Here is a 22927-nt window from a genome sequence, read left to right as displayed (position 1 = left end):
GCCGGGCCGCCACATCGGGGGACGATCCATGACCCTTTCGCTCGATTTCAGGCCGGTGCTCAGCGGGCAACACCTGGAATGGCTGCTCGGGGGTCTGATCACCACACTTGAGCTGGCGGTTTGTGCGTGGTGCCTGGCCTTCCTCGTAGCGATCGGCCTCGTTCTCGTGCGCTCGGCCGGCTTCAAGGACGCCGAATGGCTCGTTGCCGCATACGTGGAAGTCCACCAGAACATCCCGCTGCTGGTCCAGGTGATGTTCTGGTATTTCGCGGTTCCGGAGCTGCTACCGGAGGACGCCCGCATCTGGCTGAATGAGCGCAACAGCGAATTCATCCTGGCCTTCTTCGCGCTGTCCTTCTGCTTCGCTGCCTACATGTCGGAGGCGCTGCGAACCGGACTCCGCGCCATTCCGAAGACGCAATACGAAGCGGGGCGGGTGCTCGGTTTCGGCTATCTCGGCACGATGCGCTATATCGTTATCCCGCAGGCCTTGCGGGTCGCGATTCCGCCGCTCGTCAACTATTCGCTGCTGTTGTTCAAGAACACCAGCCTCGCCATGGCGATCGGCGTGCACGAGCTGACCTATCAGGTCAGGCAGATCGAGAGCGACACCTTCCGCACCTTCGAGTCGTTCCTGGTGGCGACCGGGATTTACATCGCGATCTCGCTCCTGATCACGGGGCTTGGCGAGTACCTGGAGAGGCGTACGCGTCTCGGGAAGCGGACGGGGGCCGTGCCATGATTGGCATCATCCGCGACAACTGGCTTCTGTTCCTGGTTGGACAATATCCCAACGGCCCGTTCGGCGGGCTCGCGATGACCGTGATCGTCGCGATCGCGGGACTGGTTTTGGCTTTCCCCTGCGCGCTCGGCCTTGCACTGGCCCGGCTCAGCTCAGTTCGCGCGCTATCTCTCGCGGCGACCGTGGTCATCCAGGTGGTGCGGGGTACGCCCGTCCTCATGGTGATCTTCTGGAGCTATTTCGCGCTGCCGATGCTGATCGGTCATGCGATTCCGGGCTTCGTGACGTTGATCGGCGCTCTCGTGATCTATGAGAGCGCCTACCTGGCCGAAATCATCCGCTCCGCCATCCTGGCTTTGCCAGTCGGCCAGACCGAAGCGGCTCGCTCGCTCGGGTTGGGCGCCCGTCGCACGATGGCCTATGTGATCCTGCCCCAGGCCCTGCACAACGCGCTGCCGAGCCTGCTCAGCCAGTTCGTGTCGCTGATCAAGGACACTTCGCTTGGCTACGTCATCAGCATGAACGAGTTCACCTTTGCGGCCGCTCAAGTCAACAACGCGCTGCTCACAAAGCCCGTCCAGGTCTTCTCGATTCTTGCGGTGACCTATTTTCTTCTCTGCTTTGCGTTGACGCAGACGGCCCGCCTCATGGAGCGCCGCATGCTGCGTCGCAGGCTGCAACGGGTCAATGCAGCAAAGCCTCAGACCGGCCTCGACGAGGCGCTCGCCACGGAGTCCCTGCCATGATCACATTCGAGAATGTCGACAAGTGGTATGGCGCACACAAGTGCCTTGCCGGCATCAATGCCAACGTTGGGAAGGGCGAGGTCGTCGTACTCTGCGGTCCGTCCGGCTCGGGCAAGACCACGCTGATCCGAACCATCAACCGCCTGGAGCCGATCCAAGGCGGACGCATCGTCGTCAACGGCCAGGACGTGCACGCGAAGGGCGTAGACATTGATCTGCTCCGCAGCGGGATCGGTTTCGTCTTCCAGCAGTTCAACCTGTTCCCGCACATGAGCGTGCTGGAGAACATCACGCTCGCACCGGTGAAAATCCGCAAGATCGACCGGGGAAAAGCGGAGGATCGAGCGCGCGATCTGTTGTCGCGGGTCGGTTTGGCAGAGAAGGCCGATGCCTATCCCGACCAGCTCTCTGGCGGGCAGAGCCAGCGCGTCGCCATCGCGCGCGCACTCGCCATGGACCCTCCCGTCCTGCTTTTCGACGAGCCGACCAGCGCGCTCGATCCGGAGATGGTGGGCGAGGTGTTGGCGGTCATGAAGAATCTCGCTCACTCCGGCATGACCATGATGTGCGTGACGCACGAGATGGGCTTCGCGCGTGAGGTGGCGGACCGCATCTGGTTCCTCGACAAGAGCGTGTTGATCGAGGATGCATCTCCCAAGGAGTTCTTTGCGGCACCGAAGCACGAGCGGGTCAAACGCTTTCTCTCCGACCTCAGGCACTGAGGGTGGCTACTTCTGCAACTGCACCGCAAATCCCGGAACCGGCGCGAGACACGTTGCACAATACTCCACCCGCACAGTGTCGGCGCCGGTGCAGGGCCGATCCACCGCCATCAGGAAGCGCATGGGCTGGGCGATGAAGAAACTGGACGACTCGACCCGGCAATAGCTCCGCGACTTCAGGTAATCCGTGAGGACACCCAGCTTCATGAAATGGCGAGAGGTGTCGGTGTAGCCGGCATAGTTGAACAGCTCGAAGGGCGTCCGGTCATTTTCGCGAAGGGCTTCGCGGAACGCCGTGACTTGCGCGGCGGCGAAGGCGACCAGCAGCAACGATATGACGAGGATCCGCCAGGTCGCGCGAAAGCTGTCGAGGCCCAAGGCTATCGAAACGAAGAGAAGGAACTGCGGTATGATGTAGTATCGATCGGCAACGCTGGCGATCGAGAGCCGCAGCGCGGGGAAATAGGCGATCGTCCACAAGACGAAGAGCGGCAGGATCAGTTGCTCGGGTCCGTTCCGTTTGCCGCGGAACGCTCCGAGCGCGATCGCCGCGAATATTGCGAGAAGCAGCGCCATGCGCGCGTGTAGCGCGGTCATCTCGATCGGACCGGGCAGGTAGGAGACGACGCGCTCGAGCAGGATCACGCCCGATGCCGTCCCGAAAAAGCTGACATCGCCGATCGGTGAAGCCGCCAGCGAGAGCACCACGAAGCCGGCAAGCATGGGATCGACGCAGCTTGCGACGCGCCGATCGGTGATCGCCCTCAGCGCGTGTGGAAGAAGGCGGCATTCCAGGCGAAGATAGGCATGTGTTGCGAGCGCGAGGAAAGCGAGGCCCACCAGCATCGCTGGTAGCACCCGGCTCGAGAAGCTGCCGTCGCCAACGAAATATCTTGCGGACAGCACGAATTGAACAAGCAGGTTCAACTGCCCGATCAGCAGCAGCCTCGCACTGCTTTCACCCGGCCATTTGAGCGCGACGAACGTTGCCGCCGCGGCAAAGGACAGCGCGGCAGCCGCAAAGATCGCGTGACTCCAGCATCCCAGCGAGAAGGTAAGGAGAAGAAGGAAGAGCCACTTCGGTCGGCCTCGACCTGGCTCCGCCACATGCGGGAGCGTCAGGAGCACGATTGCGAGCAGAAGGTTCTGCAATGCGTTCACTTCCCAGGCGACACGACTGTAGAAGAGGAACAGGAGCGAGGAACCCATCAGCAGCACGAAGTAGATTGCTGCTCCTCCTCGTCTCCAAAGAGCAACAGCAGAGAGGCCGAGGGCGAGACTGTTCAGAACGACGCCCGCCAGCCGCAGGCTGCCGACGCCGGGTGAGATGATCGAGAAGCTCATCGTCACGATCTCGGGGAAGAGCGATCCCGTGTAGCCATTCATGCCCCGGAGGGTGAACATCCCGCGCGCCTGTTGCTCGAACGCACGCAGCCCCACCCAGGCTTCGTCGCCGTGCAGGCCGGGAAACGAATTCAGCCGAACGGACAGGGCGGCAGCGACAACTGCAATTGTCGCTGCCAAGACGCCTGCGCAGCCGATGTGCTTGTATTGCCGCGGCCTCACCGCAGTGTGTGCCGATGCCGGCCATAGGAAAGGATGCATGCGCGCCGGCTACCGTCCGAATTCGCGACGGGAGACATATGTGGGAAAGTATCCCACGTCAATATCTATGATCATCGGTCCGCTGACGACGAGCAGGCGTCCACAATTCGAAATGCGAGTTGGAGGAGATCGCAAGCCGCCCGCACTCCGTCATTGCGAGCGCACGAAGCAAGCCAGAGTCTTTCCGCGGCGGGATTCTGGATTGCTTCGTCGCTTCGCTCCTCGCAATGACGAGATTGGGGCACGCGCGCGCCAAATTCTCGATGTCATGGCCCGGCTTGACCGGGCGATCCAGTACTCCGAGACGGGCGTGATTGAATCGATAGGCCGCGGCGTACTGGATGCCCCGGTCAAGCCGGGCATGACAGCTGTATGTGGGCAAAGGTTGGAGCAACTGATCGCCTCGTCATGACGACCAATCTAGCCCTGCGCGGACGCCTCGTCCGGCGCCATTGCCGCCCACGCGCTGGATGCGAACTGCCGCCGCCACGTCACGATCACCACCGCCGCCGTCGTCACGAAGAGCACCCAGGGGCTGATGAACCAGCCGAGATAGCCGAGCGCGAAGAAGAAGGCGCGCTGGCCGCGGTTGAAGTGCCTGCCGGCCGATTCGAACAGGCGGGAGGTGCGCAGGACATGCGCTTCGGCCGCCGGTGTGTCGCGCTGCGAGGCCGGTGGCATGCCGCCGAACAGGATCGCGACATAGTTGAACAGACGATAGGCCCAGGCGAACTTGAAGAAGGCGTAGACGCAGATCAGGACGAGGCCGACGCATTTCAGCTCCCACAGCGCGGGCGAGGGGCTGAGATCGATCGGCAGCTTGCTCAGAATCGCGAGCGCGTCGTTGGTCGCTCGCAAGAGCGCCAGTGCGCCACCGATCGCGAACAGGCTGGTGGAGGCGAAGAAGGCGGTGCCGTTCTGGAGCGAGGCCATGATCTGCATGTCGACCATGCGCGCCTCGCGGTCGAGCAGTCGGCGCACCCAGACCTCGCGGTAGCGATTCATGCGCGCCGACAGGCTGTCGCGGCCATAGGACGAGTGCTCCAGCGTGATGGCATAAACCAGCCATTCCAGCACGAAAAAGCCGACGGCGGCGATGTCGACCCAGTATCCGCTCATTGTGATCCCCTCGTTGGCGCGCAGGATTGCCATGCATGTTCCGCTGCGGCAACGATTGATTGCGTGCAGGCGATGGCGTTAAAAGCAGCGGCTTGATGGACCAGCATTTGAGAAGGACCAGTCACATGGCGCTGAAGCTCGCGATCGGCAACAAGAACTACTCGTCATGGTCGATGCGGCCCTGGCTCGCGCTGCGCGCCAACGACATCCCGTTCGAGGAGGTCGTGATCCCGCTCTACACCGACAATCCCGCGGACAAGCAACGCATCATCTCCTTCAGCCGCGCCGGCAAGGTGCCGGTGCTGGTCGACGGCGACGTCACGGTGTGGGATTCGCTCAGCATCATCGAATACATCGCCGAGCGCTTTCCGGAGAAGAAGCTTTGGCCCGACGACGCCGCGGCGCGCGCGCATGCCCGTTCGGTGTGCGCCGAGATGCATTCCGGTTTCATGGCGCTGCGCGGCGAATGCGGCATGAACCTGCATCGGCCGGTACGTCCCGTGACGCTGTCGGCGGACGCGCAAGCCAATGTCGCGCGCGTGCAGGAGATCTGGCAGCAGTGCCGCGAGCGCTATGGCGCGGGCGGACCGTTCCTGTTCGGCCGCTTCGGCGCGGCGGACGCGATGTATGCGCCGGTGGTGCATCGCTTCCGCACCTATGCGATCGAGGTTGCGCCGCAGACGCGCGCCTATATGGACACCATGCTGGCGCAGCCCGCATTCCAGGAATGGACGCGGGACGGCCTTGCCGAAACGCTGGTCATCGAGAAGTTCGAAACCGCGTAGGCGGGGCGGGATCGGCGCGCAGACAGGAATGTGATTGGGCGCGGCTTGACGGCAGGCCGGCCGGCGGCGCTCAATCGGCAATGGGAAATGCGCATCGGGCGCAAGGGGAGACGGGCCATGGGAATCTTCGACGCGCTTGAGAACAATCCCGCATTCCGCAGCGCGCTCGGCCAGCTTGGCTCAGCGGTGCTGCCGGCCGTGCTCAACGAGGTGCTGGGCAGCAACAACCAGGGCGGCTTGGGCGCCATCGTCGCCAAGCTCGAGCAGGCGGGCTTCGGAGACCAGGTCAAGTCGTGGCTCGGCAATGGCCAGAACCTGCCGATCTCGGCCGACCAGCTCCGTCAGGTGCTCGGCAACGACACGGTCAGACAGCTTGCCGCGCGCTACAACATCCCGGTGGACCAGATCAGCCAGATCCTGGCCCAGGAGCTGCCCAAGGCTGTGGATAATGCGAGCCCCGACGGAAAGCTGCCCCACGGCGCCTGACGCGGTTGGCGGGTTCCAGACGGTACCATTGGCGGGCGGTCTGCCCGCTATCGTGCTGAAAAGATTACAAAAATCACACATTCGCCATAGTGGCATAGCGCTGGCCAAGAAGGCCGGCCGCGTGCTATACACCGCGCCGGGCTTCTGGCCGGCCGCCGCAGCGGGACACGTGGGCGCGGCAGGCGTTGTTTGAGTGATGGAGAGGGTGTTGAAGCACAAATTCCCCGTGGGCGCGCGCGTCCTGTTCACGGCCAGCAATATCGCGCGCCCGGCTGCCAGCGGCACCTACGAGGTCATCCGTCTGCTGCCGACCGAGGGCGACGATTGTCAGTATCGGATCAAGAGCTCGACCGAAGCCTTCGAACGGGTTGCCAAGGAAAGCCAGCTCGCCCTGTCGTGACGATACGCAAGGGTGTGATGACGAATTGGATGTCGACCCGCCGTCAGACGGCCCGGTTCAAGTCAACATGATGAGCGGGCTGCAGTCGTTTCGCGGGCAGTTGCCATCACCGAATTTGATCTCGGCTCGCGTGAGGGGACGTCGCGCATGAACTGGGCATGGGCCGACGAAATCTGGCGCTCAGCGGGCTTTCCGATGTGGCTGACACTGGCGGCCGCCGGCTTCTTCGGCTTGATCCTTCTGATCACGTTGCTGCGCGCCGAGCGATCGGTTGCGAACGGTGCGCTGACCGTGATCACGCTGCTCGGGATCGGCATAGCGGTCGCGGCGACCATTCGCGCCTATGCACCGAGCGGAGAAGGAGCCGCGAGCGAAACCCGCGCGCGGCCCGGAATGACCGCCGCGTTGCCCGCGCTGTCCTGCATCGACGATCTCGCGGGCGACACCGTTCTGGCGGCCTGCGAGAAGGCGCTGTTCGGCTCGCCTGAAGCGGTCGCCGCCGCCGTCTCCTACACTGCGGCCCAGATCAGCCGGCTCACGGCGCTCGGCGATGCCGCTACCGCCGGCAAGAACCTGCCCCCGGAGCTCAAGGCGTTGCGGCGGGCCATCGAGCACGACCGCTATGGCCTCGTTGCGCAAGTGCTTGTCGCCCGCGACGGCTGCACGCAATTCGACTGTGCCGCGTTCCGTTCGCTGACGGATCAGCAACAGGTCGCCGCCAACATGGACGCCCATCTCTATGAGGGGCTGGTCGCGCGCTACGCATCCAGCTGGAACACGCCGGTGGCGGCGATGCCGGGTGCGGTCGCCGCGCTGCCGCCTTCAATGCCGACTGGCAAGCCGACCAATGCGGAGTTCCCGAGCGCCGCATCGACGCCGGCGGTCAGCATCATGGCGCCGGAGCCGGGCACCCGGCCGGCGCCGTCGGGAACCGCTGCAGCGCCGGCTGCGCCGCGCGCGCCTGCTGCGGCGAGTTCGGCGCAAGCTTCGGCACCGCCTCCGGCTGCGAAGAAGCCGCCTGCTCCGAAGGCTGCGCGTGCGCCTGCGCCCGCGCCGGTTCAAATCGCGCCGCCAACTCAGCCCGCGCCAGCTCCGGCTGCTCCCGCGGCTGCGGATAACAATTAGTTCGGCTTTCAAAGGCGCGGCCGGCCCGCTAATGCTGGGCCATGCCATTACATCTGATCAAGCTCGCCGTCGGCTGCGACTCCGTCAAGGAATTGAAGGAGTGGATCGCCGAGCGGATGCAGACCGCCAAGAAGGAGGGCCTGCCGCAACGCCATATCCACGTCACCCGCATGGTGCCCAAGCGCGGCGATGAAATCCTCTCGGGTGGCTCCCTTTACTGGGTGATCAAGGGCGAGATCGCCGCACGCGAAAAGATCATCGGTATCGAGCCGTTCCGCGACAAGGACGGCATCGGGCGCTGCCGCATCGTGATGCAGCCCAAGGTGTTCGCGGTGTCGCCGCGGCCGATGCGGCCGTTCCAGGGCTGGCGCTATCTGACGGAAGATGCCGTGCCGCCCGATCTCGGCAAGGCCGCCGCCGGAACCATCGCGGCGATGCCCGAGCCGATGCGGCGCGAGTTGCGCGATCTCGGCTTGCTCTGAGACGCCGCCAAAACGCGTCCTACACCGGGATATTGTCGATCAGGCGGGTGGTGCCGAGCCGCGCCGCCACCAGGATGCGCAGCGGCCCGTCCATGCGCGAGGTGGCCGGCGCCAGCGTCTCGGCATGGCGCGCTTCAAAATAGTCGAGCGCAAAGCCGGACTTTTCGATCATGCCGGCGCCATCGGCCATCACCGGCGCGATCGCTTCGCCGGCGCGGATCCGCCCAGCGCTCTCCTTCATGGCACGGTAGAGGGTGGGGGCGAGCTTGCGCTCCTCGGCCGACAGATAGACGTTGCGCGAGGACATCGCGAGCCCGTCGCGCTCGCGCACCGTGCGCGAGCCAACCACCTTGACGCCGAGGTCGAGATCCCCGGCCATCTGCGTGACCACCCGCAATTGCTGAAAGTCCTTCTCGCCGAAGATCGCGACGTCCGGTCGGCACTGCGTGAACAGCTTGGCGACGACGGTGGCTACGCCGCCAAAGAAGTGCGGACGGAAACGGTCCTCGAGCCCCGCGAGCGCCGGTCCTTCCGGCACGATGCGGGTCCCAAAGCCCTCCCGATACATGGCCTCGACCGTCGGGTGCCAGACGAGGTCGACGTTTTCCGCCGCGAGCATTGCAATGTCGGCTTTCCAGGTGCGCGGATAGGCGCCGAAGTCCTCAGTCGGCGCGAACTGCGTCGGATTGACGAAGATCGACACGACCACCCTGTTCGCGCGTCGCTTGGCGAGGCGCACCAGGGACATATGCCCGTCATGGAGCGCGCCCATCGTCGGCACCAGCGCGACCGTGGCCTTGCGCTTGTGAAAAACGTCGAGGCTGCGCCGCAGGGCAGGGACCGTGCGGGCGATCAGGGGACTTCGTGGCATCGGGACTCTTGGCTGTTGGAGTCTTGGCTTCTGGATTCTCGGCTTCTGGATTCTTTGCTGAAGTCGTAGCCGCGGGAGCGGCGTTCCGCGAGACAGGGCTAACCTTAACAAGCGGCACGGGTGGACGCCATGCACGTGCAGGAGTCAGAGAATGTTTCGCGGGTGCGTGGGCTGGATCATGGACGCGAAACACGTGCGCGATTCATGATTAAGAAACGCGCGTTGCGATTTGCATTTCCTGTCGCGCATTTCACTTGACCGCAGACCCGGTCAACTTGAAGATATTTGTTAGGGGCGTTGAGGATTCCTACATGCTTGTGCAGGCTAGCCAAGGCCAATTGGGCTCGGCGCATGTTGTCGTGCTCGGCAACGAGAAGGGTGGCTCTGGGAAATCCACCACGGCCCTGCACATCGCGGTCGCGCTGCTGAAGGCCGGCCAACGCGTCGCCACCATCGACCTCGACTGCCGCCAGCAGAGCTTTACCCGTTACATCAACAACCGTTCCGCCTGGGGGCGCCGTACCGGCCTCGCCCTCGAGTTGCCGGTGCATCGTTGCATCAAACTCGGCGAGACCATGCAGATCGCCGACAACGAAAACTCCGAGTTCCTCCAGTTCATGGAGGCGGTCGCGGCGGTCGAGAGCAACTTCGATTTCATCGTCATCGATACGCCCGGAACCGACAGCTACCTGATGCGGCTCGCGCACTCGATGGCGGATACCCTGGTCACCCCGATCAACGACAGCTTCCTCGACTTTGACGTGCTCGGCACCGTCGATCCCGCCAACTATGCGGTGACCGGCGAGAGTCATTATGCCGAGATGGTCCGCGACGTCAGGCGCAAGCGCCGCCAGCTCGATGGCTCGACCACCGACTGGATCGTCGTGCGCAACCGCCTGTCGATGCTGGGCTCACGCAACAAGCAGCTCGTCGCCGACGGGTTGAAGGAATTGTCACTGCGGCTCGGCTTCCGCTATGTCGACGGCTTTGCCGAGCGCGTCGTCTACCGCGAATTTTTCCCGCGCGGCCTGACCGCCCTCGACGATATCGACGAAGCGACCCTCGGCATGCGGCCCAATCTCGGCCACGTCACCGCCCGCGAGGAGGTGACGAGCCTGCTCCGCCAGCTCAAGCTGCCGCTCGACGAGCGCGGCCGCCGCCGCGCCGCCAATCGCGCCGAATGGTTCAGCCAGGTCGACAAGCCGCTCGAGCTTCACGACATCGTCGGTGCCTGACCGGGCGCGGTACGAAGCTACTTCCACCAAAGATATTTGATCGGCGCCCGGGTTCCACGGGAACCGGCGGGACCATCTGCGATTGAACCTGGCGCAGACAGGTTGCGTCAGAGGGATAATAGTACCTGACGTAGTGGTCTTGGAATACCGTGCTCAGAAAACGAGTGCGGCGCACAATGAAAGAGCTGCCGGTTCACAATTTTTGGTCTTCCCGTCACGACGCTGTGACATATATTAAGGAATAACCGACAAGGGGCCCAAGAGCCTTCAAGCAATACAATTTCAAACGGGAGTTCAGGCCAGAAGAGCCTGAGCGTGAGGCTGAGGACGAAGATGAAGCGTGGAATTGCCGTTCTGGTTTCCGTCACCGCCCTTGCAGGCGTCGCCTATTTCACGATGGCGAAGTGGGCCATCAAGCACGAGACCATCACCTTCTATGATGCCTCGCGCGACAACCGCCCGGTGCCGGTTGATGTCGCCGTTCGTCGTGACCGCGAAATGCAGGCGGATAGCGGCTTGATCACGCTGCCGGTCGCCGTGATCAACCACGGCAACACCGTCAAGAACACCGAGTATGGCTTCCTCGCCAACGTCTTTGCGATGCGTGGCTATCTCGTGGTGAGCCCGCAGCATGACCTGCCGACCGATCCGCCGATGGTGACCAAGCCGGGCGAACTCTATGTCGGCCGCCTGCCGCAAATTCTGCGCGGTGTGGCCAACATCCATCTGGCGCTGCATGACATGAAGACCGTCCAGCCCAACGCCAACTATTCCAGGGTGACGATGGTCGGCCATTCCATGGGCGGCGACATCACCATGTATTTCGCCAAGCAGTATCCGGACGAGGTCAAGAAGGTCGTGACGCTCGACAATCTGCGCGTACCCTTCGTCACCGCCGGCAAGTTCAAGATCCTGTCGTTCCGCTCGAAGGATCCGCAGTTCAAGACCGATCCTGGCGTGCTTCCGACAGACGAGGAGTGCGAGAAGGCGGGCATCACCGTCGTGAAGACCGACTTCCAGCATAACGACATGCGCGACACCGGACCGGATGACGCGAAGAACTCGATCCAGGGCATGCTCGACAAGTTCCTGGCGGACACCGACAGCGAAGTGGCGCCCGTCGACACCCTCAACGCGCCGCCCAAGGTGCTCGAGCCGGGCCCGGTCGCGCTGATGGCACCTTCCAAGAGCTGACGCTTCCGTCGACCTCCGAACTTTCGCCCTGCCGGGCCTCCGCTGCTGACCGCCGCGGGGGCCTTTGCACATTGACCGATCATGGCGCGCTCGCCACATATTGGTGATGTAGTCTAGTGTGCGAGCAGGGATGTCCGGCGAACCGACCAAACCACGCAGCGGCGATGCCGTGTCGGCGCGGGCCGAGGCCGACGAGAGGTTGCCGCAGGCAAAGACCTCCACCAGCGACGACATCGCGGCCTTCGTCGCCAAGGCACGCGCGATGTCGCCGCATGCGCCCGGTGCGAAGGGCCGGTTGATTTTCGCGCTCGACGCTACGATGAGCCGGCAGCCGACCTGGGACATGGCCTGTGCGCTCCAGGCCGACATGTTCCGCGAGGCGGCAGCGCTCGGCAGCCTCGATATCCGCCTCGTCTACTACCGTGGCTTCAACGAGTGTCGTGCGACAGGATGGATCTCCGACAGCACCAAGCTCGCGCGCCTGATGAGCAAGATCGATTGCCGCGGCGGCGACACCCAGATCGGCCGGGTGCTTTCGGAGGCACGGCGCGAAGCGGCATCCTCCGGCGTACGCGCGGTGGTTTTCGTCGGCGATGCCATGGAGGAGAAGGTCGACGAGCTCTGTGCCAAGGCGGGCGAGCTCGGCATGCTCAAGGTTCCGGTCTTCGTGTTTCAGGAAGGTCATGATGCGACCGCCGAGCAGGCGTTCCGCGAGATCGCACGGCTGACCGGCGGAGCGTGGTGCAGGTTCGATCCGGGCGCGGCGGCGCAACTGCGCGAGCTCTTGCGCGCGGCAGCGGCCTACGCCGCCGGCGGCCGCGAGGCGCTGCTCAGGCTGGCCAAGACGACGAGCGGCGCGGCGAAGCTGATCGGGCAGATGAAGTGAGGCGCTAGCCGTCCGCGTCGAAACCGGCCCGCATGCTTTTTGTGACCAAGGCGACTATATTCCGATCATGCCGACCCTGATCGCAGGCGCTGTCGCCGTCGTTACCCTGTACCTGCTGTTGCAGATGTTCCGTTCCGCCAATCCGGCGGTGCTTGCGCGCGCCATCAAGGTCGGCGGCGGGGTCGTGGCGCTGGCGGTTGCTGCCTTCACGGGCCTGCGGGGCGAACTGGCGGTCGCGATCCCGCTCGGCATCTTCGGTGCCGGCCTGCTCGGCTGGACGCCGCTCGCGAACTCGACCTTCGGCAATATCGGCGGGCTGTTCGGCGGCGCGCCGCGCTCGCCTGGGCAGACCTCGCGCGTCCGCTCGCAATTTCTGGACATGCGGCTGGACCACGAATCCGGCCAGCTTGCGGGCGAGATCGTCGCCGGGTCTTATGCCGGGCGTTCGCTTGACGAGTTCGATCTTGCCGCGCTGCTTGCGATGTGCCCCGCCTTCGACGCGGAGAGCGTCGCGCTACTCGAAAGCTATCTTGACCGCCGGTTTCCCGCCTGGCGTCAGAACGCGCAGGGAGATGCGGCAGGGCGGCAGGGTCGCGCGGCGCCGAGCGGCAAAATGACGGCGGAGGAAGCCTATCAGATCCTTGGCCTGCAGCCGGGAGCGGGGCGCGAGGAGATCGGCCGGGCCCACAAGACCTTGATGAAGAAACTGCATCCCGACCAGGGGGGCTCGACGTATCTCGCTGCTCGGGTAAACGAGGCCAAGGATACTCTGCTTCGCACGCATAACGGCTAACTCCGGCAACTAACGCTACAAACGCCCGTACCGCGTCAGCTCCGTATTGCTCTGCCTGCCGTCGCCCCGATGTCGCCCGCCATTGTCAGCGTGGTCGATTCCTTGAGCGAAATCTTAACCGTAAATCGTTGACGAGAGGTTGTTGCGAAACAGTCTTCGCGCTTGTCTCAAACGACTTGCCTGAAACGACAATGCCCGCGCACCAGGCGCGGGCATCGGGATCGGATCGATTTGGTGGGCGTCAGTTGCGGACGGTGATGCAGGAGATGTCGGCACGCTTCAGCGTGCGGCAGACGGCCTCCGCCTGGTCGCGCTCGAGCCCGGCAAAGCGGGCGCGGAACAGCTTGCGATTGTCCTTGGCGACGACCTCGGTGAACGGATCGGCCTTGCTGAGCAGGCCGCGGGCCGAACTGCGGGCGGCTTCGATGCGCTGCTGCGCCTCGTTCTCGCTTTCCAGCGCGCCGACCTGCACGATCCAGCCACTATGCGCGGCGACCGGCTTGGTCGTTGCGCTCGTCTGGATCGGCTGCGGGGCCGGCTCGGCCGAGGCGAGTTTTGCGGCAGGCGCAGGCGCGGGGGCCGCGGCGCTGGAGGCCGGCAGGACGCCGAGGATGCCGTTGCCGGTGCCAAAGCCCGGCGGCTGCGGCGGCAACTCGCTGCGGGCGACTTCAGGCTTGGCGATGACCTCCGGCTTGTTGACGACGTCAGCCTTGGCGACGACGGCGCCGGAGGTTTCCGCGACTTCGGCACGCGCGCTGGAGATCGTGTTGGTGATCGGCGGTGCCGGCTGCGACGGGGCCGCGGAGGCGATCTTCACGGCGCCGGCCTTGACCTGAACCGTCTTTACCTTGACCGGCTTCATGGGTTCGGAGGAGCCCGGAATGATCGAGAGCGGCTGGCTCGAGATCACGCCATTGGTCAACGGCGCGGGTTCGACCTTGGATTCGACTACCTTGGGCTCCGGCTTGGCGGCCGGCGGCATGGCCGCGGTAGCGGCCGCAAGAGTGGCGAGGCGTGAGGCGGGGCGCGGCGCGGGCGCTTCGGGGGCGGGGGCTGCGGCGGCCTGGGCCTGCGGTGCTGCACGCGCTGGCGTGTCGGAGGCATCGGCGACGTCGGTGCTGGTGTCGGCGCCATTGCGCTCGGTGATGGCGGCCACGGTGCGGCTGCTGGCGCCCTTCTCGAGGTTCTCTGCGAGCAGGTTGCGCATGATGGCGTCGCGTGAGCCGCCGCTGCGGCCGCCCAGGACCACGCCGACCAGGAAGTGGTTGCCGCGGTGAATCGAGCTGACGAGATTGAAGCCGGAGGCGCGGGTATAGCCGGTCTTGATGCCGTCGACGCCCTCGACACTGCCGAGCAGGTGATTGTGGCCCGTGATCGTCCGGCCGCGGAAATTGAACGCCGTGGTCGAGAAGTAGCGATAGTAGCGCGGGAAGCGATCCTGGATCGCACGGCCAAGCGTGGCCTGGTCGCGCGCCGTCGTGTTCTGTTCGTCGTTGGGAAGGCCCGAGGCGTTGCGATAGACCGTCCTGGACATGCCGAGCGCACGCGCCTTGCGCGTCATCATCTGGGCGAAATCGTCCTCGGTGCCGCCGATATATTCGGCGATGACGACCGCGGCGTCGTTGGCGGAACGGGTGACGAGGCCCTTGATCGCGTCCTCGACCCGGATGGTCTGGCCGGGGCGCAAGCCCAGCTTGGTGGGATCCTGGTCGGCAGCGTGTTCGGATACGGGCATCTCGGTGTCGAGCTTGACCTTGCCGGACTCCAGACGCTCGAACAGCAAATAGAGTGTCATGATCTTGGTGAGCGAAGCGGGGTGACGAATCCCGTCGGGGCTCGTCGCTTGCAGCGTCGTGCCGGAATTGCCGTCGACGATGATCGAGGCGAATTGCGGGCTATAGCTCTCGCCGGAGTCGCGATGCACGCGGTGCGCATAATGCCTGCCGCGATGGCGCCGCGCCTCGGCAGCATCGGTCGTGAAGATGACTGCGGTGGTGACTGTAAGAAGCCCGAAAACCCCAGCCCGCGCCAAGCGCGAGGATGACCAGTTCTTACGAAGCATGAAACCCCGTCCCCGTTTCTGACTTGATCACCGGTTCGTTAGGCAAAATTGTGCCCTCCAGATCCGGGACCATGACCTGCTTAAGCCGCCAATCCGCCGGCGCTCATCGCCGGCAATCGAGGCTCAAACCGCTGTTCTGGCTAAGGCGATGTTCGCAAACGGCTTTTGACCGCCTGTCGGAAGCTGAACACGTCCAGGGAATCAGGGTAGGGGCGGCCGGTTTCCAAAAGCTTAAGGAACCCTTGCGTAGATATCCGGGAATCATCTCAAGTTGCACGTATTATTGTGCGTCGCACAAAGATTCTTGACTTTTTTGTGCGTTGCACTATTTGTGGGCAGCGTCAGGCGGCCCCAAGGAGAGAACCAAGACTTGAGATATCCAAGGCTTGAGAAATCTAAGGCTTCCGGACGAGAGCCAGGGAAAAAAGGATTCCATGATGTTCAAGGTTGAAGACTTTCAGAACTACGGGAAAGAGCAGTTCGAGCAGTGCGTCGCCTCTGCGAGCTCGGTGCAGCACGGCCTCCAGGCGATCGCCAGCGCCTATGGCGACTACACCAAGAAGTCGTTCGAGGACACCAAGTCCTTCGTTGAGAAGCTTTCCGGCGTGAAGTCGCTGGACAAGGCGCTGGAAGCGCAGACCGATTTCGCACGCTCCGCCTACGAGACCTTCGTTGCGGAATCGCAGAAGATCGCCGGCCTCTACAACGACCTCGCCAAGCAGGCGTTCAAGCCGGTCGAGACCATCGTCTCGAAGTTCACCCCGGCCGCTCACTAACACTTCGTCAAGTCTTGGAATCGGAAGAGCCCGGCTGGTTCAGCCGGGCTTTTTTCGTGGGTGGGTTCGCGTGGGCTATTGCGAGACCCTGAGCTTGCTGAGCGCGGTATCGATCGTGTTGAAGGTCGTCACAATCTGAGGCGAGCTGGTCAGCATGCAGAACTTGCCGAGCTGCTCGCGCAGTCCCGCAGAACGGTGTCGGATCGTCGTCGACTGGAATTGTCGAAACCGTCGAGCTGTTGCTTGCGCACACTGGCTTGATGATCGCTGCGGTTCATGACATCGCCAGCGAGGTGCTTTGTCGGTGAAGAGCGGGCTGGTTAATTCGACCGTAGAAAACCGGAGGTGTGTTCGGTCCGCGGCCGCCAGGGGATTCACGCCGGGTTCCTGCCGATCGGATTTTTTTGTCAAATGGGTCCGGATTGATTAACCTTGGTCAGGATCGCCAGTGACCGGGAATCGGGACCGCTGCGGCCGCATTGGTCGAGCCTTTGCACGCTTGCGGCGGGTCGGGGGCAGGCCCATATTCCTTGATGCCGTTCCGGTGAGGACCGGACCGGTCGGGAGCGGCGATCGAACAAGACGGCTCGCCTATGCGAGGCTCCGACGACGGAGCAGCGCGGCGGGCTGCCATACGCTTCCGTGGGGATTTTGAACGCCTGTGCCATGCCGCAACTAACTTCCAGCCTCGATCTGCCCACGTCAGCCGTCGCCTATGCTCCGCGGATGAGCAATGACGAGAACCGTTCTAATGGTCCGTCCGGCCCGAGCACCTCGGTCATCACCAAGGTCAAGCCCAAGACCAAGCGACCCAACCTTTACCGGGTGCTGATCCTGAACGACGACTACACTCCGATGGAGTTCGTGGTTCTCGTGCTGGAGAAGTTCTTCAACAAGGACATCGAGGCAGCGACCAAGATCATGCTGCATGTCCACCATCATGGCATCGGCGAATGCGGCGTCTTCACCTACGAGATCGCCGAGACCAAGGTCACACAGGTGATGGATTTTGCCCGCAAGCACCAGCACCCGCTGCAATGCGTGATGGAAAAGAAGTAGGCGCCTCCCGAGTCCTGGGGTCACCTCCGCCCAAATCGGAACGGGTTTTGCATCGAAAATACCGCGCATGAGTCCTGTGTCGCGGAACCGCTCTTTCGCCGCGATCTTGTATAACTATATGTGACAAAGGTTGTTGTTGCCTGACCGGGCGATGGCGATCATGATGGTGGGGGCCACAGAGGACGCGAATGCCGACTTTTTCTCAAAGCCTTGAACAATCCCTGCATCGTGCGCTGGCGATCGCAAATGAGCGTCACCACCAATACGCGACGCTCGAACATCTGCTGCTGTCGCTGATCGATGACTCCGACGCAGCAGCCGTCATGCGGGCCTGCAGCGTCGATCTCGACAAGCTGCGCACCAGTCTCGTCAACTATCTTGAGACCGAATTCGAAAATCTGGTGACGGACGGAGCCGACGACGCCAAGCCGACGGCCGGTTTCCAGCGCGTGATCCAGCGCGCCGTGATTCACGTGCAGTCATCCGGTCGTGAGGAAGTGACCGGTGCGAACGTTCTGATCGCGATCTTCGCCGAGCGCGAGAGCCACGCCGCGTATTTCCTGCAAGAGCAGGACATGACGCGCTACGACGCGGTCAACTACATCAGCCACGGCATCGCCAAGCGGCCGGGCGTCTCGGAGGCGCGCCCCGTTCGCGGCGTCGACGAGGAAACCGAGACAAAGGGCAACGAGGACTCCAAGAAAAAAGGCGAGGCGCTCGAGACCTACTGCGTCAATCTCAACAAGAAGGCGCGCGACGGCAAGATCGATCCGGTGATCGGCCGCAATTCCGAGATCAACCGCGCCATCCAGGTGCTCTGCCGCCGGCAGAAGAACAACCCGTTGTTCGTGGGCGAGGCCGGTGTCGGCAAGACCGCGATCGCGGAAGGCCTTGCAAAGCGCATCGTCGACAGCGAGGTGCCGGAGGTTCTGGCGGCGGCAACCGTGTTCTCGCTCGACATGGGCACGCTGCTCGCCGGCACGCGCTATCGCGGCGACTTCGAGGAACGCCTGAAGCAGGTGCTGAAGGAGCTCGAGGCGCATCCCAACGCCATCCTGTTCATCGACGAGATCCACACCGTGATCGGTGCGGGTGCGACGTCGGGCGGCGCGATGGACGCCTCGAACCTGCTCAAGCCGGCACTCGCCTCGGGCACTATCCGCTGCATGGGCTCGACCACCTACAAGGAATACCGTCAGCATTTCGAGAAGGACCGCGCGCTGGTGCGGCGCTTCCAGAAGATCGACATCAACGAGCCGACGGTTGAGGACGCGATCGCGATCCTCAAGGGGCTGAAGCCGTACTTCGAGGACTACCACCGGCTGAAATACACCAACGAGGCCATTGAGGCCGCGGTGCAGCTCTCCTCGCGCTACATCCACGACCGCAAGCTGCCGGACAAGGCGATCGACGTGATCGACGAATCCGGTGCGGCGCAGATGCTGGTTGCCGAGAACAAGCGCAAGAAGACGATCGGCATCAAGGAGATCGAGACCACGATCGCCTCGATGGCGCGGATCCCACCGAAGAGCGTGTCGAAGGACGATGCCGAGGTGCTCAAGCATCTCGAGCAGACCTTGAAACGCGTCGTGTTCGGGCAGGACAAGGCGATCGAGTCGCTGTCCGCCTCGATCAAGCTGGCGCGTGCCGGCCTGCGCGAACCGGAGAAGCCGATCGGCTGCTACCTGTTCTCAGGGCCCACAGGCGTCGGCAAGACCGAAGTCGCAAAGCAGCTTGCCTCCAGCCTCGGCGTCGAGCTGTTGCGCTTCGATATGTCCGAATACATGGAGCGGCACACCGTGTCGCGCCTGATCGGCGCGCCTCCCGGCTATGTCGGCTTCGACCAGGGCGGTCTGCTCACCGACGGCGTCGACCAGCATCCGCATTGCGTGGTGTTGCTCGACGAGATCGAGAAGGCGCACCCCGATCTCTACAACGTGCTGCTCCAGATCATGGACCACGGCCGGCTCACCGATCACAATGGCAAGCAGGTCAACTTCCGCAACGTGATCCTGATCATGACCACGAATGCCGGCGCGGCCGACCTTGCCAGGCAGGCCTTCGGCTTCACCCGCTCCAAGCGGGAAGGCGACGACCACGAGGCGATCAACCGGCAGTTCGCGCCGGAGTTCCGCAATCGTCTCGACGCCATCGTCTCCTTCGCCCATCTCAATGCCGATGTGATCGGCATGGTGGTGGAGAAGTTCGTGCTCCAGCTCGAGGCCCAGCTCGGCGACCGCGACGTCACGATCGAGCTCTCCGAGGAGGCCAAGGCCTGGCTGATCAAGCACGGCTATGACGAGCAGATGGGCGCGCGGCCGATGGCCCGCGTGATCCAGGAGCACATCAAGAAGCCGCTCGCCGACGAGGTCCTGTTCGGCAAGCTCAAGGGCGGCGGCCATGTCCGCGTCGTGCTGGTCAAGGACGAGGCCGACGCCGAGAAGGACAAGATTGGCTTCGAGTTCGTCGAGGGCCCGGTCACGCCGAAGCAGGAGAAGCTGCCCGGCACCCGCAAGCGCCCGCCGTCAGGCAAGTCCAAGCCGGGCGGTCCCGGCGGCCCCTCCAAGGGGCCGACCTCCAAGGGGCCGCTGGTCAAGGTTTGATCGGGAGCGTCATGAATTGAAAAAGGCCGGCTGAAGAGCCGGCCTTTTTTGTCGATCTGCGGAGCAGGCTTAGGTGCCGGCTTCGGGCGCCTTCGGCGGACGCGGCTTTCTCGCAGCCGGCGCCGGCGCGCGCGGCGGCGGAGCCGAAGGCTGCATCGTGACGATGACTGGATTGGGCTTGTGGTCGGTTGCCGCGCCCGTTACCGCGTCGACGCCCATGCCCACGACACCTCCCAGCAGCAGATTGCCGGCAAAGCCGGCGGCTCCGGTGCCCGGGATGTCGCGTTGCAGCTGGACCACCTGTGACTCGTAACCCGGCTTCTGGAAGGTGATGGAAATATCGGCGTTGCGCTTGGCAACGACCGAGCATGGCGTGGTGCAGGTGGTCGGCACGTCAAGTCCCGAAACAACCGCCTCGGCGCCGGATGGTGTTGATGAAATGGCGATGTTTTCCGTCGTGCCGCGCGTGACCGACGCGCAGCCGCCCAGCATGACGCCGAGCGCCACAATTCCAAATATTCGCATGAAATGCCCCTAAAATCCCCGCCGCAAATCAAGCGCAACCAGTGCGCGAGGGCAAGTGGCAGGCATGCCAAATGGTTAAGCCACGCACAGGTTGTGCGGCGGACGCGCGGGCAGGGTGGGATGAAGCGGCGAATGCTGCCGTAGCCGTCCCCCGGGCGCAGCAGGACATCAAGCCCGCGTCGCGGCTCGCTCCAAAGTCGCGGCTCGGCTCGGCGGCAGGCGCACGAAGAGGACGACATTGCCGAGGCCAACGAGTGCCAATCCGGTGATCGACCAGGGCGACCAGGGGTAGGCCTCGAAGGCGCTGGAGACGGCGAGCGCGACCACGGGGTAGAGCACCGTCACATAAGCGGCGCGATCGGCACCCAACCGCGCCACCAGCGAGAGATAGGCGAGAAACGCCGCGATCGTGCCGATCACCGCGAGATAGAGCAGGCTGAGGAGGTAGGTGGGCGAGGGGTCGATCACGAAGGTCGCGCCTTGTGCCAGACAGAAGAGAGCGAGGAAGACCGTGCCCCACGTCATGGCCCGGGCGACGGCGTTGGGAAGGTTCGTCCCGTTCGCCGTGGCACGCAAGGAGGCGAAATTGCCGAGCGAGAAGACAAGCGCCGCGGCGAGCTGCAGCGCAACGCCGAGCGCCGTGCCGGCATCGACCGCAACGCCCGCGAACGCCTCGCCGAAAAGGAGGATGATGCCGACCATTCCCAGCAAACCGGCGCTGAGGATGCGCCGGCTCGGGCGCTCGCCCCGGAAGAGCCATTGGTTGAGCGGATTGAATATCGTGACCGTCGTGAAGATGACGGAGGCGACGCCGCTCGCGACATGGCCGATCGCGGCATAGGTGAGGATATAGTTGACGCAGAAGAGGCAGATGCCCATGGCCGCGAACCAGCCATGCTGCTGCAAGTCGACGCGCTGCAACCGCCCTGTTGCCGCAAGGCCAGCCCACATCAAGGCCGTCGCGAGAGCGAAACGCCAAAGGATCGAGATTTCCGGAGCGACGATCCCGAGCTGCAGCTTGATCGCGAACCAGGTGAAGCCCCAGGCAAGGACGACGGTGATGAAGAGCAGAGCGGTCATGGCACTCGATCGTTGGAGTCCGCGATCCCTAGTCCGGCTCTTGCTAGCTTGTCTGTCGCAACGCTGCCTGTTCTTGTCAGGATCTTGCTCCAAAAGCGCGGCGTCCGAGGCGCCTGACGTTGTGGCGCGATGGCTCTTTTGCTCTAATCGGACGCGTCTTCAACCGCCATACGGCTAGCGATGTCCGGTCTCCAGGGATTCACCGTCTTCGACTGCCTCAAGGGTGCCCATGTGTCGTTGCGGAGCGCCGTCGCGCTCGGCGGCGGCCTGGCGGTGGCATTGTGGGAGCGCGACGAGACGGCCTTCACGCGCTACGCCGCGCCCAACCATCACACGATTAGCCTTTATCTGCGTGGCGGCGAAGGCATCTATCGTCGTCGCGACGGGGAGCGCATCGGCAGTCACGGCGCCGGCAGCCTCTGCACCATGCCGCGCGGTCTCACCAGCGATTGGGACGTCAGCGGTCCCATCGCCATGTTCCACCTTTATGTCGCGCGCGCGGCCTTCGAGCGCGCCGCCGTGGAGGCGCTTCACGCCGATCCTGCCGCCATCGACCTGCGCGATGAGACGTATTTTCGCGATCCCCACATCGAGACGTTGATACGCCAGGCCATGCTGCCTCTTGCCTGGGATGAGCCGGCGGAGCGGGTGACGCTTGGCCATGCCGCGCAGACGCTCCTTGCCTATGTGGTCGCGCGCCTCACCACGCGTGGTCCGGCAGCGCTGCGGACGCGTGGCGGTATCCCGCCGGCGCGACTGCGACGCATCACCGACTTTGTCGAAACCCATCTCGACCGGCCACTCGGCATCGAGGATCTTGCTGGGGTCGCCGAGCTCAGCCCGTATTATTTCGCGCGCATGTTCAAGCGTGCCACGGGTGAAACCCCGCACGGCTTTGTTTTACGCCGTCGTATCGAGCGCGCGAAGCAACTGTTGGCGACAGTCGATATTCCACTTGCCGAGGTCGCGCTCGCCTGCGGGTTCAGCAGCCAGAGTCACTTCACGCAGCGCTTCCGTGCCTTGAGTGGCATGACGCCGCGCCAATACACGCGCATGCTGAAAGGTTGAGCCGAAGTGGAGAGGCTGCTACCAGCGCGCCGTCGCCTTGCCGAAGACGTAGAGCGTGATCAGACCCGCAGTGACCGCCGTCGAGAAGATCAGGACATTGCGATCCCAATCGATCCGCGTCCTGTCCTCTCGGTTGAGCCGGAGGGCGGTGAACAGTGCCTTCATGGCAAATCGGCGCATCGATGATCCTCGCGCGTGCACCATGGCACGTTCGGGAAACCTCGGCTTGACGCACGTCAATGCGTGACGCGCAACCGTGCGAAACGACCGGCTGCACGCGATATCAGCTAGCCGCCCCAATTCTTGTAGGGGCTGTCATACGTCGCATCGGGTTGATAGCTCGGCGCGTACAGATAGGGGGCCGGCGCCCGAGGCGGCGCATAGCCATAGCTCGACATGGGATCCCTGAACACGCGAGCGGCAGGGTCAACGGCATAGTGCCGGTGCGTGTGATGCACCGGCGCGGCGTTGGCAGCACTCGACAACGCGATCAGAAGGCTCAAAAGCAAGATGGGACGCATTGCGTTCTCCCCGATGGAACCTGCCACCAAGCATAGGTGAGG

General features: G+C 63.8%; 25 protein-coding genes. 17 read left to right on the top strand and 8 right to left on the bottom strand.

Annotated features, from left to right (window positions below):
- Positions 1-28: 28 nt before the first annotated feature.
- From SO139_RS20935 to SO139_RS20925, 3 genes are read left to right on the top strand one after another with little or no spacing between them, the layout of a single operon-like run.
- Positions 29-742: an amino acid ABC transporter permease gene (locus SO139_RS20935; RefSeq protein ID WP_498540536.1), complete on the top strand. Its 714-nt coding sequence runs from the start codon at positions 29-31 to the stop codon at positions 740-742.
- On the top strand, positions 739-1488 hold the full coding sequence (locus tag SO139_RS20930) for an amino acid ABC transporter permease (protein WP_449379949.1): 750 nt from the start codon (positions 739-741) through the stop codon (positions 1486-1488). Before SO139_RS20935 ends, SO139_RS20930 begins: the two co-directional genes overlap by 4 nt.
- Complete coding sequence (locus tag SO139_RS20925; RefSeq protein WP_449379950.1) at positions 1485-2210, top strand: amino acid ABC transporter ATP-binding protein; 726 nt, start codon at positions 1485-1487, stop codon at positions 2208-2210. Before SO139_RS20930 ends, SO139_RS20925 begins: the two co-directional genes overlap by 4 nt.
- Before the next feature lie 6 nt (positions 2211-2216).
- Here the strand turns inward: SO139_RS20925 and SO139_RS20920 are convergent, their stop codons facing one another.
- Entirely contained in the window at positions 2217-3734 is a 1518-nt protein-coding gene (locus SO139_RS20920) for a hypothetical protein (RefSeq protein ID WP_449379951.1), read from the bottom strand.
- Positions 3735-4017: 283 nt separating this feature from the next.
- On the opposite strand from SO139_RS20920, the gene SO139_RS20915 reads away from it, so the two are divergent.
- Positions 4018-4227 carry a hypothetical protein gene (locus SO139_RS20915; RefSeq protein ID WP_449379952.1) on the top strand — a complete coding sequence of 70 codons (210 nt, stop codon included), beginning with the start codon at positions 4018-4020 and terminating at the stop codon, positions 4225-4227.
- Between the two features lie 8 nt (positions 4228-4235).
- Here SO139_RS20915 and SO139_RS20910 read toward each other — a convergent pair whose 3' ends face one another.
- Positions 4236-4934: a DUF599 domain-containing protein gene (locus tag SO139_RS20910; RefSeq protein ID WP_449379992.1), complete on the bottom strand. Its 699-nt coding sequence runs from the start codon at positions 4932-4934 to the stop codon at positions 4236-4238.
- Positions 4935-5059: 125 nt separating this feature from the next.
- Here SO139_RS20910 and SO139_RS20905 point away from each other — a divergent pair, with 125 nt between their 5' ends.
- The 5 genes from SO139_RS20905 (at position 5060) to SO139_RS20885 (ending at position 8212) form a co-directional block, all read left to right on the top strand.
- Entirely contained in the window at positions 5060-5719 is a 660-nt protein-coding gene (locus SO139_RS20905) for a glutathione S-transferase family protein (protein ID WP_449379953.1), read from the top strand.
- A 117-nt stretch (positions 5720-5836) separates the two neighbouring features.
- A complete protein-coding gene (locus SO139_RS20900; protein ID WP_449379954.1) occupies positions 5837-6205 on the top strand; it encodes a YidB family protein in 369 nt (122 codons plus the stop codon).
- A gap of 196 nt (positions 6206-6401) precedes the next feature.
- Positions 6402-6605, top strand: a complete 204-nt coding sequence (locus SO139_RS20895; RefSeq protein ID WP_156944292.1) for a hypothetical protein — start codon at positions 6402-6404, stop codon at positions 6603-6605.
- A gap of 147 nt (positions 6606-6752) precedes the next feature.
- The gene (locus tag SO139_RS20890) at positions 6753-7730 is read left to right on the top strand and encodes a hypothetical protein (RefSeq protein ID WP_449379955.1); all 978 of its coding nucleotides are present in this window, start codon (positions 6753-6755) and stop codon (positions 7728-7730) included.
- A gap of 41 nt (positions 7731-7771) precedes the next feature.
- Positions 7772-8212 carry a DUF1489 family protein gene (locus tag SO139_RS20885; protein ID WP_449379956.1) on the top strand — a complete coding sequence of 147 codons (441 nt, stop codon included), beginning with the start codon at positions 7772-7774 and terminating at the stop codon, positions 8210-8212.
- A gap of 19 nt (positions 8213-8231) precedes the next feature.
- Here SO139_RS20885 and panC read toward each other — a convergent pair whose 3' ends face one another.
- Positions 8232-9083 (bottom strand): pantoate--beta-alanine ligase, encoded by an 852-nt coding sequence (gene panC / locus SO139_RS20880; protein WP_449379957.1) that lies wholly within the window; start codon positions 9081-9083, stop codon positions 8232-8234.
- A 311-nt stretch (positions 9084-9394) separates the two neighbouring features.
- Between panC and SO139_RS20875 the strand changes: the two genes are divergently transcribed.
- The 4 genes from SO139_RS20875 (at position 9395) to SO139_RS20860 (ending at position 13191) form a co-directional block, all read left to right on the top strand.
- The gene (locus SO139_RS20875; RefSeq protein ID WP_449379958.1) at positions 9395-10318 is read left to right on the top strand and encodes a division plane positioning ATPase MipZ; all 924 of its coding nucleotides are present in this window, start codon (positions 9395-9397) and stop codon (positions 10316-10318) included.
- A 333-nt stretch (positions 10319-10651) separates the two neighbouring features.
- Positions 10652-11512, top strand: a complete 861-nt coding sequence (locus tag SO139_RS20870; RefSeq protein WP_449379959.1) for an alpha/beta fold hydrolase — start codon at positions 10652-10654, stop codon at positions 11510-11512.
- Between the two features lie 130 nt (positions 11513-11642).
- On the top strand, positions 11643-12398 hold the full coding sequence (locus SO139_RS20865) for a vWA domain-containing protein (protein WP_449379960.1): 756 nt from the start codon (positions 11643-11645) through the stop codon (positions 12396-12398).
- A 67-nt stretch (positions 12399-12465) separates the two neighbouring features.
- Positions 12466-13191, top strand: coding sequence for a DnaJ domain-containing protein (locus SO139_RS20860; protein ID WP_449379961.1), 726 nt, complete (start codon positions 12466-12468; stop codon positions 13189-13191).
- 241 nt (positions 13192-13432) lie between these two features.
- On the opposite strand, the gene SO139_RS20855 is transcribed toward SO139_RS20860, so the two are convergent.
- Positions 13433-15253, bottom strand: coding sequence for a serine hydrolase (locus SO139_RS20855; protein WP_449379962.1), 1821 nt, complete (start codon positions 15251-15253; stop codon positions 13433-13435).
- Between the two features lie 437 nt (positions 15254-15690).
- On the opposite strand from SO139_RS20855, the gene SO139_RS20850 reads away from it, so the two are divergent.
- The 3 genes from SO139_RS20850 to clpA all read left to right on the top strand — a co-directional run bounded on the left by SO139_RS20850 (position 15691) and on the right by clpA (position 19691).
- Positions 15691-16029, top strand: coding sequence for a phasin family protein (locus SO139_RS20850; RefSeq protein ID WP_027523022.1), 339 nt, complete (start codon positions 15691-15693; stop codon positions 16027-16029).
- Positions 16030-16755: 726 nt separating this feature from the next.
- Positions 16756-17088, top strand: a complete 333-nt coding sequence (gene clpS, locus SO139_RS20845; RefSeq protein ID WP_027523020.1) for an ATP-dependent Clp protease adapter ClpS — start codon at positions 16756-16758, stop codon at positions 17086-17088.
- A gap of 188 nt (positions 17089-17276) precedes the next feature.
- Entirely contained in the window at positions 17277-19691 is a 2415-nt protein-coding gene (gene clpA / locus SO139_RS20840) for an ATP-dependent Clp protease ATP-binding subunit ClpA (RefSeq protein WP_449379963.1), read from the top strand.
- A 69-nt stretch (positions 19692-19760) separates the two neighbouring features.
- Here clpA and SO139_RS20835 read toward each other — a convergent pair whose 3' ends face one another.
- Both SO139_RS20835 and SO139_RS20830 read right to left on the bottom strand, forming a co-directional pair.
- Positions 19761-20216, bottom strand: a complete 456-nt coding sequence (locus SO139_RS20835; protein WP_449379964.1) for a PEGA domain-containing protein — start codon at positions 20214-20216, stop codon at positions 19761-19763.
- 168 nt (positions 20217-20384) lie between these two features.
- On the bottom strand, positions 20385-21296 hold the full coding sequence (locus SO139_RS20830; protein WP_498540535.1) for a DMT family transporter: 912 nt from the start codon (positions 21294-21296) through the stop codon (positions 20385-20387).
- A gap of 180 nt (positions 21297-21476) precedes the next feature.
- On the opposite strand from SO139_RS20830, the gene SO139_RS20825 reads away from it, so the two are divergent.
- A complete protein-coding gene (locus SO139_RS20825; protein ID WP_449379966.1) occupies positions 21477-22364 on the top strand; it encodes a helix-turn-helix transcriptional regulator in 888 nt (295 codons plus the stop codon).
- Between the two features lie 18 nt (positions 22365-22382).
- On the opposite strand, the gene SO139_RS20820 is transcribed toward SO139_RS20825, so the two are convergent.
- Both SO139_RS20820 and SO139_RS20815 read right to left on the bottom strand, forming a co-directional pair.
- The gene (locus SO139_RS20820) at positions 22383-22544 is read right to left on the bottom strand and encodes a hypothetical protein (RefSeq protein ID WP_449379967.1); all 162 of its coding nucleotides are present in this window, start codon (positions 22542-22544) and stop codon (positions 22383-22385) included.
- 107 nt (positions 22545-22651) lie between these two features.
- Positions 22652-22885, bottom strand: a complete 234-nt coding sequence (locus tag SO139_RS20815) for a hypothetical protein (protein WP_449379968.1) — start codon at positions 22883-22885, stop codon at positions 22652-22654.
- Positions 22886-22927 lie beyond the last annotated feature (42 nt).

The sequence above is a fragment of the Bradyrhizobium sp. UFLA05-89 genome (assembly GCF_059803475.1).
This window is presented reverse-complemented; position numbering and strand designations above follow the sequence as displayed.

What these genes read in the sequence shown, in the direction of transcription:
- SO139_RS20890 (WP_449379955.1), top strand. Translation starts at nt 6,753, where the DNA reads ATGAACTGGGCATGGGCCGACGAAATCTGGCGCTCAGCGGGCTTTCCG.
- clpS (WP_027523020.1), top strand. Translation starts at nt 16,756, where the DNA reads ATGAGCAATGACGAGAACCGTTCTAATGGTCCGTCCGGCCCGAGCACC.
- SO139_RS20820 (WP_449379967.1), bottom strand. Translation starts at nt 22,544, where the DNA reads ATGCGCCGATTTGCCATGAAGGCACTGTTCACCGCCCTCCGGCTCAAC.
- SO139_RS20830 (WP_498540535.1), bottom strand. Translation starts at nt 21,296, where the DNA reads ATGACCGCTCTGCTCTTCATCACCGTCGTCCTTGCCTGGGGCTTCACC.
- SO139_RS20885 (WP_449379956.1), top strand. Translation starts at nt 7,772, where the DNA reads ATGCCATTACATCTGATCAAGCTCGCCGTCGGCTGCGACTCCGTCAAG.
- SO139_RS20825 (WP_449379966.1), top strand. Translation starts at nt 21,477, where the DNA reads ATGTCCGGTCTCCAGGGATTCACCGTCTTCGACTGCCTCAAGGGTGCC.
- SO139_RS20855 (WP_449379962.1), bottom strand. Translation starts at nt 15,253, where the DNA reads ATGCTTCGTAAGAACTGGTCATCCTCGCGCTTGGCGCGGGCTGGGGTT.
- SO139_RS20925 (WP_449379950.1), top strand. Translation starts at nt 1,485, where the DNA reads ATGATCACATTCGAGAATGTCGACAAGTGGTATGGCGCACACAAGTGC.
- SO139_RS20895 (WP_156944292.1), top strand. Translation starts at nt 6,402, where the DNA reads ATGGAGAGGGTGTTGAAGCACAAATTCCCCGTGGGCGCGCGCGTCCTG.
- SO139_RS20930 (WP_449379949.1), top strand. Translation starts at nt 739, where the DNA reads ATGATTGGCATCATCCGCGACAACTGGCTTCTGTTCCTGGTTGGACAA.
- SO139_RS20870 (WP_449379959.1), top strand. Translation starts at nt 10,652, where the DNA reads ATGAAGCGTGGAATTGCCGTTCTGGTTTCCGTCACCGCCCTTGCAGGC.
- SO139_RS20875 (WP_449379958.1), top strand. Translation starts at nt 9,395, where the DNA reads ATGCTTGTGCAGGCTAGCCAAGGCCAATTGGGCTCGGCGCATGTTGTC.
- panC (WP_449379957.1), bottom strand. Translation starts at nt 9,083, where the DNA reads ATGCCACGAAGTCCCCTGATCGCCCGCACGGTCCCTGCCCTGCGGCGC.
- SO139_RS20905 (WP_449379953.1), top strand. Translation starts at nt 5,060, where the DNA reads ATGGCGCTGAAGCTCGCGATCGGCAACAAGAACTACTCGTCATGGTCG.
- SO139_RS20900 (WP_449379954.1), top strand. Translation starts at nt 5,837, where the DNA reads ATGGGAATCTTCGACGCGCTTGAGAACAATCCCGCATTCCGCAGCGCG.
- SO139_RS20850 (WP_027523022.1), top strand. Translation starts at nt 15,691, where the DNA reads ATGTTCAAGGTTGAAGACTTTCAGAACTACGGGAAAGAGCAGTTCGAG.
- SO139_RS20910 (WP_449379992.1), bottom strand. Translation starts at nt 4,934, where the DNA reads ATGAGCGGATACTGGGTCGACATCGCCGCCGTCGGCTTTTTCGTGCTG.
- SO139_RS20860 (WP_449379961.1), top strand. Translation starts at nt 12,466, where the DNA reads ATGCCGACCCTGATCGCAGGCGCTGTCGCCGTCGTTACCCTGTACCTG.
- SO139_RS20815 (WP_449379968.1), bottom strand. Translation starts at nt 22,885, where the DNA reads ATGCGTCCCATCTTGCTTTTGAGCCTTCTGATCGCGTTGTCGAGTGCT.
- SO139_RS20865 (WP_449379960.1), top strand. Translation starts at nt 11,643, where the DNA reads ATGTCCGGCGAACCGACCAAACCACGCAGCGGCGATGCCGTGTCGGCG.
- SO139_RS20835 (WP_449379964.1), bottom strand. Translation starts at nt 20,216, where the DNA reads ATGCGAATATTTGGAATTGTGGCGCTCGGCGTCATGCTGGGCGGCTGC.
- SO139_RS20935 (WP_498540536.1), top strand. Translation starts at nt 29, where the DNA reads ATGACCCTTTCGCTCGATTTCAGGCCGGTGCTCAGCGGGCAACACCTG.
- clpA (WP_449379963.1), top strand. Translation starts at nt 17,277, where the DNA reads ATGCCGACTTTTTCTCAAAGCCTTGAACAATCCCTGCATCGTGCGCTG.